12 protein-coding genes are annotated in these 14,203 nt (G+C 73.0%); 3 read left to right on the forward strand and 9 right to left on the reverse strand.

All coding sequences use genetic code 11. The annotated features are described in order from the left end of the window. Positions 1 to 376: 376 nt before the first annotated feature. Complete coding sequence (locus ACO1BR_RS36810) at positions 377 to 1,384, reverse strand: stage II sporulation protein M (protein WP_426799462.1); 1,008 nt, start codon at positions 1,382 to 1,384, stop codon at positions 377 to 379. 144 nt (positions 1,385 to 1,528) lie between these two features. Here ACO1BR_RS36810 and ACO1BR_RS36815 point away from each other — a divergent pair, with 144 nt between their 5' ends. Next, a complete protein-coding gene (locus ACO1BR_RS36815) occupies positions 1,529 to 2,563 on the forward strand; it encodes an RDD family protein (protein ID WP_426799463.1) in 1,035 nt (344 codons plus the stop codon). A 59-nt stretch (positions 2,564 to 2,622) separates the two neighbouring features. Here the strand turns inward: ACO1BR_RS36815 and ACO1BR_RS36820 are convergent, their stop codons facing one another. Together ACO1BR_RS36820 and ahcY are read right to left on the reverse strand one after the other, a co-directional pair. Then, entirely contained in the window at positions 2,623 to 3,237 is a 615-nt protein-coding gene (locus tag ACO1BR_RS36820; protein ID WP_426799464.1) for a hypothetical protein, read from the reverse strand. Between the two features lie 168 nt (positions 3,238 to 3,405). Further along, positions 3,406 to 4,863, reverse strand: a complete 1,458-nt coding sequence (ahcY, locus tag ACO1BR_RS36825; RefSeq protein WP_426799465.1) for an adenosylhomocysteinase — start codon at positions 4,861 to 4,863, stop codon at positions 3,406 to 3,408. Between the two features lie 498 nt (positions 4,864 to 5,361). On the opposite strand from ahcY, the gene ACO1BR_RS36830 reads away from it, so the two are divergent. Continuing rightward, positions 5,362 to 7,458: a fructose-specific PTS transporter subunit EIIC gene (locus ACO1BR_RS36830; RefSeq protein ID WP_426799503.1), complete on the forward strand. Its 2,097-nt coding sequence runs from the start codon at positions 5,362 to 5,364 to the stop codon at positions 7,456 to 7,458. 222 nt (positions 7,459 to 7,680) lie between these two features. Here the strand turns inward: ACO1BR_RS36830 and ACO1BR_RS36835 are convergent, their stop codons facing one another. The 6 genes from ACO1BR_RS36835 to ACO1BR_RS36860 all read right to left on the reverse strand — a co-directional run bounded on the left by ACO1BR_RS36835 (position 7,681) and on the right by ACO1BR_RS36860 (position 13,468). After that, positions 7,681 to 8,598, reverse strand: a complete 918-nt coding sequence (locus ACO1BR_RS36835; protein WP_426799466.1) for a cation diffusion facilitator family transporter — start codon at positions 8,596 to 8,598, stop codon at positions 7,681 to 7,683. 116 nt (positions 8,599 to 8,714) lie between these two features. Next, the gene (gene manA, locus ACO1BR_RS36840; RefSeq protein WP_426799467.1) at positions 8,715 to 9,920 is read right to left on the reverse strand and encodes a mannose-6-phosphate isomerase, class I; all 1,206 of its coding nucleotides are present in this window, start codon (positions 9,918 to 9,920) and stop codon (positions 8,715 to 8,717) included. A gap of 76 nt (positions 9,921 to 9,996) precedes the next feature. After that, positions 9,997 to 11,133 (reverse strand): SIS domain-containing protein, encoded by a 1,137-nt coding sequence (locus ACO1BR_RS36845; protein WP_426799468.1) that lies wholly within the window; start codon positions 11,131 to 11,133, stop codon positions 9,997 to 9,999. A gap of 76 nt (positions 11,134 to 11,209) precedes the next feature. After that, positions 11,210 to 11,392, reverse strand: coding sequence for a Trm112 family protein (locus ACO1BR_RS36850; RefSeq protein WP_426799469.1), 183 nt, complete (start codon positions 11,390 to 11,392; stop codon positions 11,210 to 11,212). Between the two features lie 142 nt (positions 11,393 to 11,534). Beyond that, a complete protein-coding gene (locus ACO1BR_RS36855) occupies positions 11,535 to 12,893 on the reverse strand; it encodes a phosphomannomutase/phosphoglucomutase (protein WP_426799470.1) in 1,359 nt (452 codons plus the stop codon). A gap of 122 nt (positions 12,894 to 13,015) precedes the next feature. Then, the gene (locus ACO1BR_RS36860) at positions 13,016 to 13,468 is read right to left on the reverse strand and encodes a DUF3499 domain-containing protein (protein WP_159503474.1); all 453 of its coding nucleotides are present in this window, start codon (positions 13,466 to 13,468) and stop codon (positions 13,016 to 13,018) included. Positions 13,469 to 13,725: 257 nt separating this feature from the next. Here ACO1BR_RS36860 and ACO1BR_RS36865 point away from each other — a divergent pair, with 257 nt between their 5' ends. Further along, positions 13,726 to 14,184, forward strand: a complete 459-nt coding sequence (locus tag ACO1BR_RS36865; protein ID WP_426799471.1) for a metallopeptidase family protein — start codon at positions 13,726 to 13,728, stop codon at positions 14,182 to 14,184. The last annotated feature ends 19 nt before the right edge of the window (positions 14,185 to 14,203 follow it).

Below are 14,203 nucleotides of genomic sequence, written 5' to 3' on the forward strand. Positions count from 1 at the left end.
TCCGGCTCCGGCCCCCTGTTGGAGCGGGGTCGGCCGCTTCGCTTTCGCTTTTCGGCCTTTCCGACTTTAGCAGATCTTCATTCTTACCGTTTCCGGTTCGAATTCCGTTCTGATTACCCGTCGGGGGGCTCGCCTTTCGGCTTTTCCGACTTTATCAGAAAGCGTTCGGCCGAATTAATCGACCGGGAACTTCCGGTAAGTGGTCGGTTGCGCTCCGCCGATGTGAATGTGCGGCCGGAGCGGAGAAGAGACTAACCGTCGCGGTTGAACCTGTCCAGTTCGTTGCAACCGTTCGAATCTACCTCCCCCTGTCACCCGTGTCAACGGGTTTCTGGGGCGGAGAGGAGATTAGCAGGTCAGGTGGGGTCCGCGCACATCAGGCGGCGGTGGGGAGGAGGGCGTCTCGGTCGTCCTGGGTGATGTCGCCGGTCTCGCCGGCTCGTACGGCGCGGCCGCCCAGGACGTAGACGTAGGTGAGGAATGCCAGCTCGGCGAGGACGCCGATGCCGATGCGGGCCCAGGTGGGGAGCCCGGAGGGGGTGACGAAGCCTTCGATGGCGCCGGAGATGAAGAGGACAGCAGCCAGGCCGACGGCGACGCCCAGGGCGGTGCGTCCCTCTTCTGCCAGGGCCGTGCGGCGGGTGCGCGGGCCCGGGTCGACGACGGTCCAGCCCAGGCGGAGGCCGATGCCGGCGGCGACGAAGACGGCGGTCAGTTCGAGGAGGCCGTGCGGGAGGATCAGGCCGAGGAAGGTGTCGAGGCGGCCCGCGGAGGACATCAGGCCCAGGCCCGCACCGAGGTTGAGCATGTTCTGGAAGAGCACCCAGAGCACGGGGAGGCCGAGGAAGGCGCCGAGGACCAGGCAGAGGGCGACGGCCTGTGCGTTGTTCGTCCATACCTGGGCGGCGAAGGCCGCGGCGGGGTGGCTGGAGTAGTACGTCTCGTACTCGCCGCCGGGGCGGGTCATGTCCCGCAGGTCCTGCGGGGCGCCCAGGGCGGCCTGGACTTCCGGGTGGGCGGCTATCCACCAGCCGAGGAGCGCGGCGACGGTGACGGAGAGGATCGCGGTGGGGATCCACCAGTGGCGCAGGCGGTAGACGGCGGCGGGGAAGGACGTGGTGAAGAAGCGGGCGGCGTCGCGCCAGGAGGACGTGCGGGCGCCGGTGACCTTGCTGCGGGCGCGGGCCACGAGGGAGGTGAGGCGGCCGGTCAGCGCGGGGTCGGGGGCGCTGGAGAGGAGGAGGGAGAGGTGGGTGGTGGTGCGCTGGTAGAGGGCGACGAGTTCGTCGGCCTCGGTGCCGGTGAGGCGGCGTTTGCGGCCCAGCAGGGTTTCCAGGCGGTCCCATTCGGCGCCGTGGGCCGTAGCGAAGACGTCCAGGTCCATTCGTCGCTCCTCGCAGCGCTGTGGGTGGTTGTCGGGCCAGCTTGGCAGACTGGCGGGACGTCGGGCCGGGGCCCTCATCGGGTACGCGGTGTCGGGGGCGCGGCAGGGGAACGCGGGGAAGAGGGGACGAGAGGGAGTGGGCGTGTGAGTCAGCTCGTTACGGGTGAAGCGGTGGTGCTGGGGCTGCGGCCGGCCAGGCTGGCGAGTCGGGGGCTGGCGGTGGTGGTCGATCTGGCCGTGGCCTGGGGGACGTACATCGCGGTGACGATGCTGATGGTGAGTGCGACGTCCTCGATGGACGGTGCGGTGGTGGCAGCGGTGACGGTGGCGACCTTCCTGCTGGTGCAGGTAGGGATCCCGATCGTGGTCGAGACGCTGAGCCACGGCCGGTCGCTGGGGAAGCTGATCTGCGGGCTGCGGGTGGTGCGGGAGGACGGCGGGCCGATCCGGTTCCGGCATGCGCTGGTGCGGGGGGCGATGGGGGCCGTCGAGATCGTGATGACGATGGGGGTCGTGGCCTCTGTTGCGTCGCTGGTGTCGGCGCGGGGGCGCCGGCTGGGCGATGTGTTCGCGGGGACGCTGGTCGTACGGGAGCGGGTGCCGGAGGCGGAGGCCGGCGGGGTGGTGCTGCCGGCGGCGCCTTCGTGGCTGGCGGGGGAGCTCGGGTCGTTGGATCTGTCGCGGGTGCCGGACGGGTGGTGGCTGGCGGTGCGGCAGTACCTGACGCGGCTGGGGGAGCTGGATCCGCAGGCGGGCGCGGCGATGGCCGGGCGGCTGGTGGAGGACCTGCGGGGGTTCACGGGGGTGGCGGTGCCGGCGGGGGTGGATGTGGCGGTGTATCTGGCCGCGGTGGTGGCCGAGCGGCAGGGGCGGGAGTCGCGGCGGGCGTTCGGGGCGCCGGTGGGGGCGGCGGGCCCGGGGGCGGTGGTTTCCGAGGTGGCGCACTTCGAGGTTGCGGGGGCGGGGGCAGAGGTGGTGCCGTCGCCGGCGGGTGGGGGCGGTGTGTCCGCGGACGGTGTGGGGTGGGTGGCGCCCGGGGGTGCGGCGGCGGGCGACGGCGTGGGCCGGCCTGCGGCTTCGGTGTTGCGGGCGGGTGCGGGTGAGGTGGGGCCTACGGGAGCCGGTGGCGGGCCGGGGGGCGGGCAGGCGTCTCGTACGGGGTTCGCTCCGCCGGTGTGAGCGGTGGTGCGGTTCGGCGGTGGGGTGGCGGCCGGGCGGGGCGGGTGCCGGGGGTGGGGTCAGGTGAAGGCGGACGGGGGTGAGTCGAGGGATTCGAGTTCGATGCCGGGGGCGGAGAGGACGACGTCGCCGGTGATGTGGACGGGGTGCTGTTCGCCGGTTTCGAGGTCGGTGACCTGGTACTCGTCGGCGATGAGGGGGGCGTTGTCAGTGGCGTGTGGTGTGCTTTTGAGCAGGGCCCATGACTGGTCGAGGGTGCGGGGGGCGAGCACGGGGGGTGTGAAGGCGACGAGGCGGGCGCGGGTGGCGCCGACGCCGAGGGCGGGGCGCAGCAGGCGGGCGGTGGCGATGAGGAAGGCGGGGGACGCGCCGGTGAAGGCGTGGGCGGGGACGTTGCCTTCGGTGGCGTGTTCGCCGGTGGGGTCGGTGCGTACCCAGGTGACGCCGTCGAGGGCGGCGCCGCGGACCTGCCAACCGCCACGCGTGAGTTCGAGGCGGAGGGGGCGGCCGAGTGCGTCGAGGGTGAGGTCGACGGAGCCGGTGTGGTCGCCGGCGGGGTTGACGGTCTGGGAGACGTAGCGCCAGCCGGAGGGGCCGGTGGCGCAGTGGAAGTGTTCTTCGCCGAGGGGGGTGTGGTCGTGCGGGTCGTGCAGGGAGTAGTGGCCGCGGGGCATGGGGGTGGGGTCTTTCGGAGGGGTGGGGTGGACGGTGGGCCGGGGGTGGTGTGGGCGTTTCGGGGGGTTTTACGGGTCAGGCCCCCGCCGGGAGGGCGAGGGCCTGGGGCCGGCGGGTGCCGGTGGTGCCGGGTGCCGGCCCGGGTGGGCCGGCGGTGCGGCGGCGGCTCAGTAGCGGTAGTGGTCGGCCTTGTAGGGGCCTTCGACCTCGACGCCGATGTAGGCGGCCTGCTCCGGGCGCAGGGTGGTGAGCTTGACGCCCAGTGCGTCCAGGTGGAGGCGGGCGACCTTCTCGTCGAGGTGCTTGGGGAGCACGTAGACGTCGGTGGGGTATTCCTCTGGCTTGGTGAACAGCTCGATCTGGGCCAGGGTCTGGTCCGCGAAGGAGTTGGACATCACGAAGGACGGGTGGCCGGTGGCGTTGCCCAGGTTGAGCAGGCGGCCCTCGGACAGCACGATCAGGACCTTGCCGTCCGGGTGGGTCCAGGTGTGGACCTGCGGCTTGACCTCGTCCTTGACGATGCCGGGGAGCTTGGCGAGGCCGGCCATGTCGATCTCGTTGTCGAAGTGGCCGATGTTGCCGACGATCGCCTGGTGCTTCATCCGCGCCATGTCGGAGGCGAGGATGATGTCCTTGTTGCCGGTGGTGGTGACGAAGATGTCGGCGGTCTCGACGACCTCGTCGAGGGTGGTGACCTGGTAGCCGTCCATCGCGGCCTGGAGGGCGCAGATGGGGTCGATCTCGGTGATGATCACGCGGGCGCCCTGGCCGCGGAGGGACTCCGCGCAGCCCTTGCCGACGTCGCCGTAGCCGCAGACGACGGCGGTCTTGCCGCCGATGAGGACGTCGGTGGCGCGGTTGATGCCGTCGACGAGGGAGTGCCGGCAGCCGTACTTGTTGTCGAACTTCGACTTGGTCACGGCGTCGTTCACGTTGATCGCCGGGAAGAGCAGGTCGCCGTCGCGCTGCATCTCGTAGAGGCGGTGGACGCCGGTGGTGGTCTCCTCGGTCACGCCGCGGATCTCCGAGGCGAGCCTGGTCCACTTCTCCGGGGCCTCGGCGAGGGTGCGGGTGAGCAGCTCCAGGATGGCGCGGTGCTCGTCGCTCTCGGCGGTCTCGATCCCGGGGACCTTGCCGTCCTTCTCGTACTCGACGCCCTTGTGGACGAGGAGGGTGGCGTCACCGCCGTCGTCGAGGATCATGTTCGGGCCGCCGGTGGGCGAGTTGGGCCAGGTCAGCGCCTGCTCCGTGCACCACCAGTACTCCTCCAGGGTCTCGCCCTTCCAGGCGAAGACCGGGACGCCCTGGGGCTTCTCGGGGGTGCCGTGGGGGCCGACGGCGATGGCCGCGGCGGCGTGGTCCTGGGTGGAGAAGATGTTGCAGGAGGCCCAGCGGACCTCGGCGCCGAGTGCCACGAGGGTCTCGATCAGGACGGCGGTCTGCACGGTCATGTGCAGCGAGCCGGTGACCCGGGCGCCGGCGAGCGGCTGGGTCGCGGCGTACTCCTTGCGGATCGCCATCAGGCCGGGCATCTCGTGCTCGGCGAGGGTGATCTCCTTGCGGCCGAAGGCGGCGAGGGACAGGTCGGCGACCTTGAAGTCCTGGCCGGTGGCTGCTGTCGTCATACGGGCTGCTCCTCGGAGGTCGAGGTTGTTGGGGCAATTCGGGCAGTCTGCGGCGCGGGCCGGGGTTCTCCGGACGTATGCGGAGGAGCGTGCGTTCGCATGGAGGCGGACACACCCCTCCCCTGGCCGCAGCGCAGTCCGTCGGAGGCCCTCTCTCCCTCGGTCGGTCCGGTTTGCGGACCGCCCGACCGCCATCAGCAGCGACGTCTGACACTGGTCACGAATCTACACCGATCGGGTCGGCGGCCCCAGCCCGGTTCGGCTTGTTCTGTTTGCTCCGGGCGGTCGCGGGGCGTTGGCGGGCCGGGTGGGAGGCGGGGGTTGCGGGGTGGTCGGAGCGCTTTGCGGGGGCCGTCGGGTGTTGGAGGATGCGGGGAGCGCGCGGACGGGTGCACGGGCCGCGCGCACGTTCGCGATGAGGAGAACCACGTGACCACCAGTCCAGCTGGTCCCCGCAAGGGCGCGGGGAGGGGCGGGCAGGGGCTGAAGCTGCTCGCAGTGACGGCCTGCCCGACCGGTATCGCCCATACGTACATGGCCGCGGAGAAGCTGGCGCAGGCCGCGGAGTCGCTGGGGCATGAGATCAAGGTGGAGACCCAGGGCTCGATCGGGGCCGAGAACGTTCTCTCTGACAACGATGTCAGAGAGGCGGACGGGATCATCGTCGCGGCGGACAAGGACGTCGATCTGGCGCGGTTCGCCGGCAAGCGGGTGCTGGCGGTGGGGGTCGCCGAGGGGATCCGCCACCCCGAGCAGTTGATCGAGCGGGTGTGCAGCGCGCCGGTCCACGAGGGCGGGGCGGGGGTCTCCCGTTCCGGTTCGGCGGCCGGGGGCGAGACGGCCGGCGGCGGCCGGGAGCGCAGCGTGACGTACAAGGCCCTGATGAACGGGGTCAGTTACATGATCCCGTTCGTGGTGGTCGGCGGGCTGCTGATCGCCGTCTCGCTCGCGCTGGGCGGGCATCCGCGGCCGGACGGCGGGCTGGTCATCCCGGACGGTTCGTTCTGGAAGCACGTGAACGACATCGGCGTCATCGGGTTCACGCTGATGGTGCCGATCCTGTCCGGCTATATCGCGTACGCGGTCGGCGACCGGCCGGCGCTGGTGCCGGGCATGATCGGCGGCTGGATCGCCAACACCGGGGCGCTGTACGACTCCAAGGCGGGCGCGGGGTTCATCGGGGCGATCGTGACCGGGTTCCTGGCCGGTTATCTGGTGCTGTGGATCAAGAAGGTCAGGGTCCCGAGGTTCGTGCAGCCGATCATGCCGATCATCGTGATCCCGATCGTGGCGACGACGGCGCTCGGGCTGTTCTTCATCTACGTCATCGGCCGGCCCGTCTCGTGGGTGTTCACCCAACTCACGGGCTGGCTCGGCGGGATGACCGGGTCCAGTGCGGTTCTGCTGGGGGCGGTGCTCGGGCTGATGATCGCGTTCGACATGGGCGGGCCGGTCAACAAGACGGCGTTCCTCTTCGGGGCGGGGCTGATCGCGACCGGCAACCAGAGCGTGATGGGGATGTGCGCGGCGGCGATTCCGGTCATGCCGCTGGGGCAGGGGCTGGCGACGCTGATACGGCGGCGGTTGTACTCCGAGCAGGAGCGGGAGACCGGTATGGCGGCGCTGTTCATGGGGCTGTTCGGGATCTCGGAGGGGGCGATTCCGTTCGCCGCGGCGCGGCCCGCGCAGGTGATTCCGGCGAACATGCTCGGCGGTGCGGTGGCCGGTGCCGTCGCGGGGCTGGCCGGGGCGACGGACGCGGTGCCGCACGGCGGGCCGATCGTGGCCGTGCTGGGCGCGGTGGGCGGGGTGCCGTCGTTCGCGGTCGCGGTGGTGGCCGGGTCGGTGGTGACGGCGCTGGTGACGGTGGCGCTGGTGGACTTCTCGGAGCGCCGGAAGGGTCGCGCGCTCGCGCCGGTTCTCGCGGGGGCGGCGGTGCCGGTGGCGGAGCCGGTGGGGGCCGCGGTGGGGGCCGGTGGTGTTCCGGGGGCCGGTACCGGGGCCGGGGAGGCTGCCGGGTCCGCGGCCCGTACGGCGGTGCTCCCCTCCCCCGCCGGGAAGGATGAGCGCGGCGGGGGCGACGAGCGCGGCGCGGACGGCGAGGGTGCCGAGGACGGCGGGGATGCGGAGGGGGACCCTGAGGTGCTCTCCGGGTATCTGACCGGGCGGACCGTACGGACCCGGCTCGCGGCCGGGGAGAAGGAGGCCGCGATCCGGGAGATGGCCGAACTGGCCGCGTGCGGCGGCTCGGTGACCGATGTGGCCGAGCTGGTGCGGGTGGCGCTGACGCGGGAGGCGCAGGGCACCACCGGGCTCGGTGAGGAGATCGCCGTTCCGCATGCGAAGACGGATGCGGTGACCGCGCCGGTGGTGGCCTTCGCGCGGTCCGCGGACGGTATCGACTGGGGTTCCCTGGACGGCACGCTCGCGCGGCTGGTGTTCCTGATCGCGGTGCCGCGGGCGGCGGCCGGGGACGAGCATCTGCGCATCCTGGCGCTGTTGTCGCGGAAGTTGACGGACGCGGACTTCCGGGCGCGGTTGCTGGGTGCGGCGGACGGGCCGGAGGTACTGCGGGTGCTGGCGGAGATCCGGTAGTGGATGCGGCGATGGCCCCGCCACACAGCGGGGCCATCACCGTATCCGGACACGGTGGATGTCCGGCTCCAGTTGGCATCCCCAGGGCCGCTGCCCTGGGTTGCCCGTTACGAGCACGGGCTGGTCAGCGCTGAGCGGACCGCCCGACGGCGAAGTCTCCACGCCCTGCGACCGCATACCCTGCGGCCGATCCGCCTGGTTGCCGCGCATGCCGAGAGGCCATCAGGCGGACGGCCGGAAAATGTCGGGTTCCAGATAGATCACCCGGGCGATCGGTACCGCCTCCCGGATGCGGGCCTCGGCCGCGTCGATGGCGTCGGCGATCTCGGTGGCGGTGTCGTCGTGGCGTACGGCGATCTTGGCGGCGACGAGGAGTTCTTCGGGGCCGAGGTGGAGGGTGCGCATGTGGATGACGCGGGTGACGGCGTCGCCGTCGACGAGCGCGGTGCGGATCCGGGCGACCTGCTCGGGGCCGGCGGCCTCGCCGAGCAGCAGGGACTTGGTCTCGGCGGCGAGGACCAGGGCGATCGCGACGAGCAGCGTGCCGATGGCCATGGTGCCGATGCCGTCCCAGACGGCGTCGCCGGTGGCGAGGGTGAGGCCGACGCCGCACAGGGCGAGGACCAGGCCGATCAGCGCGCCGAAGTCCTCCAGCAGGACGACGGGGAGTTCGGGGGCCTTGGCGCGGCGGATGAACTGGGCCCAGCTCTGCTGTCCGCGCAGTGCGTTGGACTCCTTGATCGCGGTGCGGAAGGAGAAGCCCTCGGCGATGACGGCGAAGACCAGCACGCCGACCGGCCAGTACCAGTTGTCCAGGGGGTGCGGGTGCTGGATCTTCTCCCAGCCCTCGTAGAGGGCGAAGACGCCGCCGATGGTGAACAGGACGATGGAGACCAGGAAGCCGTAGATGTAGCGCTCGCGGCCGTAGCCGAAGGGGTGCTCGGCGGTGGCGGCGCGCCGGGCCTTCTTGCCGCCGAGCAGGAGCAGGCCCTGGTTGCCGGAGTCGGCGAGCGAGTGCACGCCTTCGGCCAGCATCGAGGACGAGCCGCTGAAGGCGAACGCCACGAACTTGGCCGCGGCGATCGCCAGGTTGGCGCCCAGCGCCGCAACGATCGCCTTGGTACCGCCGGATGCGCTCATGGGTGCGCCATGTCCCTTCCGTAGACCGGGCTTTACCGCCCCTTTGATGCCGTGCGGCGGTCATTGTCGCAGCCCGGTCCGCGGAAGGCGCATGGAGGCCGTGTCGCGGACGGGCGTCAGGCGACGACGGTGGCGCGGAAGAGGGTGCCGTCGCCGGAGAGGGTGAGCCGCTCGCCGGCGGGGACGAAGACCGACTCGCCGGGGGCCAGGGTCACTTCCTCCCCGGCCGCGGTGCCCGGGTCCCGCAGGCGGACCGTGCCGGCTGTGCAGAGCAGGATCTGGGGGGTGCGGGAGGCGAGCGGGCGGGGGGCGGCGCCGGGCGCCAGGAGGTAGCGGGAGAGCCGGAACTCGTCGATGGGGGTGTCGTAGACCTCCTCGCCGTCGATGTCCTCGGGGCGCAGCACGCCGGCGTCGCGGGGCTCGAAGCGGACCACGCGCAGGAGTTCGGGGACGTCAACGTGCTTGGGGGTGAGGCCGCAGCGCAGCACGTTGTCGGAGTTGGCCATCAGCTCGACGCCGAGGCCGCTGAGGTAGGCGTGCGGGATGCCGGCGCCGAGGAACAGGGCCTCGCCGGGCTGGAGTCGGACGTGGTTGAGCAGCATGGCGGCGAGCACCCCGGGGTCGCCGGGGAAGTGGTGGGCGAGCGCGGCGTAGGCGGCGTAGGCGGTCGCGTGCGGGCCGTCCTCGGTGGCGGCCCGGGCGGCGGCGGTGGCGGCGCGTTCGACGGACTCGGCCATCGCGGTGCGGTCGGCGCTGAGGACGGCGGTCAGCACCTCGCGCAGCGCGGACTGTTCGGGGCCGGCGCGGAGGATGTCGACGTACGGCTTGAGGTCGTCGACGCCGAGGCCCTCCAGGAGGTCCGCGGTCTCGGCCGGGTGCCGGAAGCCGCACAGGCCGTCGAAGGGGGTGAGGGCGCAGATCAGCTCGGGCTTGTGGTTGGCGTCCTTGTAGTTGCGGTGCGGGGCGTCGAGCGGGACGCCGCGCCGCTCCTCGTCGGTGAAGCCCTCCTTGGCCTGGGTGAGGTCGGGGTGGACCTGGAGGGAGAGGGGTGCGCCGGCGGCGAGCACCTTGAGGAGGAACGGCAGCCGGGGGCCGAAGGTGTGGACGGCGGGCTCGCCCAGTTCCGCCGCGGGGGCGGCGGCGATCACTTCGGCCAGGGAGACCGTGCCGGCGCCGCGGTCGATGCGGGAGGGGGCGCCGGGGTGGGCGCCCAGCCACATCTCGGCCTGCGGTTGGCCGGTCGGCGGTATGCCGAGGAGCTCCGGGATGGCGGTGGTGGAGCCCCAGGCGTAGGGGCGCACGGTATTGGCGAGGCGGTCCATGGGACGGGTGCTTTCTGCGGTTGCGGACGGGGGCCGGCGGGGCCGCCCGGTACGGCGGGCGGCCCGGGGGCCATGGTCACTCGGTGCCGGCAAGCGCGAGGTAAACGGCGCCGAAATCCGCGATGGCGAGCAGTTCGGCGGCCTTCTCCAGATCGCTGCCGGTGCCCGGTTCCAGTTCGCTGAGGGCGGTGTCGCGCTCCTCGGCGAGCTGGAGGGCGGCGCGGGTGGCGGACAGCGGGCCGGCGGCGCCGTCGCGCAGCAGGACGATCCGGGCGTGCAGGGCGGGGGCCTGTTCGACGCGGTCGCGGAAGAAGTCGTCCGGGTCGGCGCCGGCGGCGAGCGCGCCGGCCAGGAGGGTGCGGTGGGTGGTGAGCGCCTCGGGGAGTTCGGCGGCGAGCGCGGGGCGGCCGGCGAGGCCGGCGAGTTCGGTGGCGAAGTGCCGGCCGACGGCGTGCGCGATCAGGCCCTCGGTCCAGATCAGCGGGAGCGCGTCGGCGAGGTCGGCGGCCAGGGTCTTGCCGGGGTTGGTGTACGTGGGGATGGCCGGGCCGCAGCGTTCGGCGAGCTGGTCGAGGCGGTCGGCGAGCTTGCCGAGGGCGTCCGGCGGGGCGCTGAGCAGGCCGATGCGGTCGGCGAGCGCGAGCAGCGGGATCAGTACGGACCAGAGGGTGCCGGGGGCGGCGGGCGGGGCGCCCTCGACGTCGAACTCGGCGTCGTAGGAGGTGGTAGCCAGGGGGACGGCGAGGCCGCGGGCCTGGATGACGGCCTCGGCGAGCGGGCCGCCGGCCGGGGTGACGGCGACGACGGCGCAGCCGCGGCGGTATGCCTGCTCGACGAGTTCGGCGAGCCCGGGGTCGGCGGCGTCCGGGCCGGCGAGCAGCAGCAGGTCCAGGGGGCCGGCCCAGCCGGGCAGGGTCCAGCGCAGGGCGCCGGGCAGCGGGGCGACGCCGGTGGGCTGGATGAGGCTGACCGGGCTGCTGCCGCCGCTGAGGGCACGCAGCAGGTCAGCGACGCCGCCGGCGGCCGGTCCGGGGCCGGCGACCAGGAGGGCGCGCGGCCGGCCGTCGGGGGTCAGCTCGGGGATGCCGGATTCGGTGGCGCTGCGGGCGGCGGTGCGGACCCGGGCACCGGATTCGGCGACGCCGCGCAGCAGGCCGAAGCGGTCGGCGCCGGCCAGCGCCTCGGGAGCGTCGAGGAGTGACTCGTCGAGCATGGTGGGCGCGGCCTCCGATTCGCCGGGTCGGGCGGGGGAACGCCGGGCGTACCGGGGCGGGCCCGGTGGTGCCCGGTCAGGCGGGGCGGCTGGCTTCGTCGACGAGGAGCACGGGGATGCCGTCCCGGACGGGGTAGGCGAGGCCGCAGTCGGCGGAGGTGCAGATCAGCTCGGCCGACTCGTCCGCGGTGCGGTCCTCCAGCGAGGCGTGGCACGCCGGGCAGGCGAGGATCTGGATCAGGCTGGCTTCGACCGGCATGGCGGCTGCTCCTTCGGCGTGGTTGCGGCGTGGCCAGCCTACCGCCGGAGTGGGAGGGCCGCCGCAGAACCGGCCTGCCCGGAGGGAGGTCTCCGGGGTGGGAGGGCCGGTGCCGGGCGGGCCTCCCACCCCGGGTGCGGGCTCAGCCGCGGATGATCGCCAGGGCCTCGTCGCGGACCCGGTCGACGGTGGCCGCGTCGCGGGCCTCGGCGTTGAGCCGGAGCAGCGGCTCGGTGTTCGAGGGGCGCACGTTGAACCACCAGTCGGGGGCGGTGACGGTCAGCCCGTCGAGGTCGTCGAGGGTGATGCCGTCGCGGCCCTCGTAGGCGGCCTTGATCGCGGCGAGCCGGCCGGCCTGGTCGTCGACGGTGCTGTTGATCTCGCCGGAGGCGGCGTAGCGGTCGTAGCGGTCGACGAGTTGCGACAGCGGACCGGGCTGGCCGCCGAGGGCGGCGAGGACGTGCAGTGCGGCGAGCATGCCGGTGTCGGCGTTCCAGAAGTCGCGGAAGTAGTAGTGCGCGGAGTGCTCGCCGCCGAAGATCGCGCCGGTGTTGGCCATCTCCTGCTTGATGAAGGAGTGGCCGACGCGGGTGCGGACCGGGGCGCCGCCGTTCTCCTTGACGACCTCGGGGACGGACCAGGAGGTGATGCAGTTGTGGATGATCGTTCCGCCGGGGTGCTTGGCGAGTTCGCGGGCGGCGACCAGGGCGGTGATGGCGGACGGGGAGACCGGGTCGCCGTTCTCGTCGACGGCGAAGCAGCGGTCGGCGTCGCCGTCGAAGGCGAGCCCGATGTCGGCGCCGGTCTCGCGGACCCGGGCCTGGAGGTCGGTGATGTTCTTCGGGTCGAGGGGGTTGGCCTCGTGGTTCGGGAACGATCCGTCCAACTCGAAGTACAGGGCGTCCAGTTCGAGCGGCAGTCCCTCGAAGACGGTGGGGACGGTGTGGCCGCCCATGCCGTTGCCGGCGTCCACCACGACCTTCAGGGGGCGGATGCCGCTCAGGTCGACCAGGGAGCGCAGGTGGGCGGCGTAGTCGGCGAGGACGTCGCGGCGGGTGACGGTGCCGGGGGTGGCCGCGGGTTCGGGGGCGCCGTCGGCGGTCCAGCGCTCGACGAGGGCGCGGATGTCGGCGAGGCCGGTGTCCTGGCCGACCGGGGCGGCGCCGGCCCGGCACATCTTGATGCCGTTGTACTGGGCGGGGTTGTGCGAGGCGGTGAACATCGCGCCGGGCAGGCCGAGTGCGCCGCTGGCGTAGTACAGCTCGTCGGTGGAGCACAGGCCGATCTCGGTGACGTCCGCGCCGCGGGCCGCGGCGCCGCGCCCGAAGGCGTGCGAGAGGCCGGGAGAGGAGGGCCGCATGTCGTGCCCGATGACGATCGCGTCGGCACCGGTCACCTGGACGAAGGCCGCGCCGAAGAGTTCGGCCAGCGTCTCGTCCCACTGGTCGGGGACCACACCGCGCACGTCGTACGCCTTCACGATCTGCGACAGATCAGTCACAGCCAGCCCTCCTGGAGTCGCTACGGAGCCCCAAACCTACCCGTACGCCCGGTGCGGGGGCCGCGAACAGGACGGGAACGGCAGCGGGCGGGCAGCTGCCCGGAAGGCGTCGTGCGGAGGTGTCAGGAGTCGGGTGAGCGCAGGACCCGGAGATGGCCGCGGCGGGCGACCTCCATGGGCCGGCCGTCGCGGCCGGGGCCCATGGTCTCGGGGCCGCCGCCGGCGCCCGCGGCGCGTTCCTGGGGACGGGCGGCCTCGCGGACGGCGTTGGCCAGCGCTTCGAGGTCGTCGCCGCTGGGGCGGGCGGGTCCGGAGTCGACGGCGAGGCGGACGACCTCCCAGCCGCGCGGGGCGGTCAGCCGCTCGGAGTGCTCGGCGCACAGGTCGTAGCAGTGCGGCTCGGCGTAGGTGGCGAGCGGTCCGAGCACGGCGGTCGAATCCGCGTAGACGTACGTCAGCGTTGCGACGGCGGGGCGGCCGCACGCAGTGCGCGAACAGCGACGTACAGGGCTCACGACGTTGGACGGTACCGCACTCTTGAGCGGGCCGCGACGACTCTCCCCCGGCTCACCCAACCGTGTCGTCCCGGTTCGTCCGATGCGTCTGACCTGCACCCGCTCGGCAGGACCTGCCCGGGGTGGGCCGGGACGGGCCGCGCGGCCGGCCGGAACCCGTCACCGGTCGGCGCATTTCATGTCATTCCGTGGGAGCCGTGCGATCCGACGGCGGGCGGGAACGAACCGAACCGGGCCCGGAGTGATCACCCGGCGACAACCGGCCAGTTGTCGCACACTGCCGTGCGGGCCGCCCCGCGACGGCTACGCTCGATCTGATGGACAGCCCCGTACCACCCCGCCCGGCGGAGCCCCGGCCGCGCCGCCGCGACCGCCACGGCCGCGGCATGCGCGGTCCGATCGCGCCGCCCCAGGTACCGCTGTCGGTGACCCGCGCCGACGCGTTCACGGATCTCGTCTACGACTCCCGTGACCGCCTGGAGCGGCGCTGGCCGCAGCTGGCGCAGGTCGACTTCGTGGTCCTGGAGGTGCCGGGGTTCGGTCCGGACGGCGCTCCGGATCCGGGTGCGGGTGAGGAGGCCGTGCCGCTCGGCCGGGTGCTGCCGGCGGCCGGCGCATATCGCGACCGGATCGTGATCTACCGCAGGCCGGTGGAGATCCGCACCAAGAGCCGCGACGAGCGCGCGCTGCTGGTGCACGAGGTCGTCGTCGAGCAGGTCGCCGAACTCCTCGGGCTGGCACCGGAGTCGGTGGACCCGCGCTACGGGCAGGAGTGATCCCGTAGCGCGGGCCGGC

It is taken from the genome of Streptomyces sp. YGL11-2 (assembly GCF_050054615.1).
In the GTDB taxonomy this organism is placed as follows: domain Bacteria; phylum Actinomycetota; class Actinomycetes; order Streptomycetales; family Streptomycetaceae; genus Streptomyces.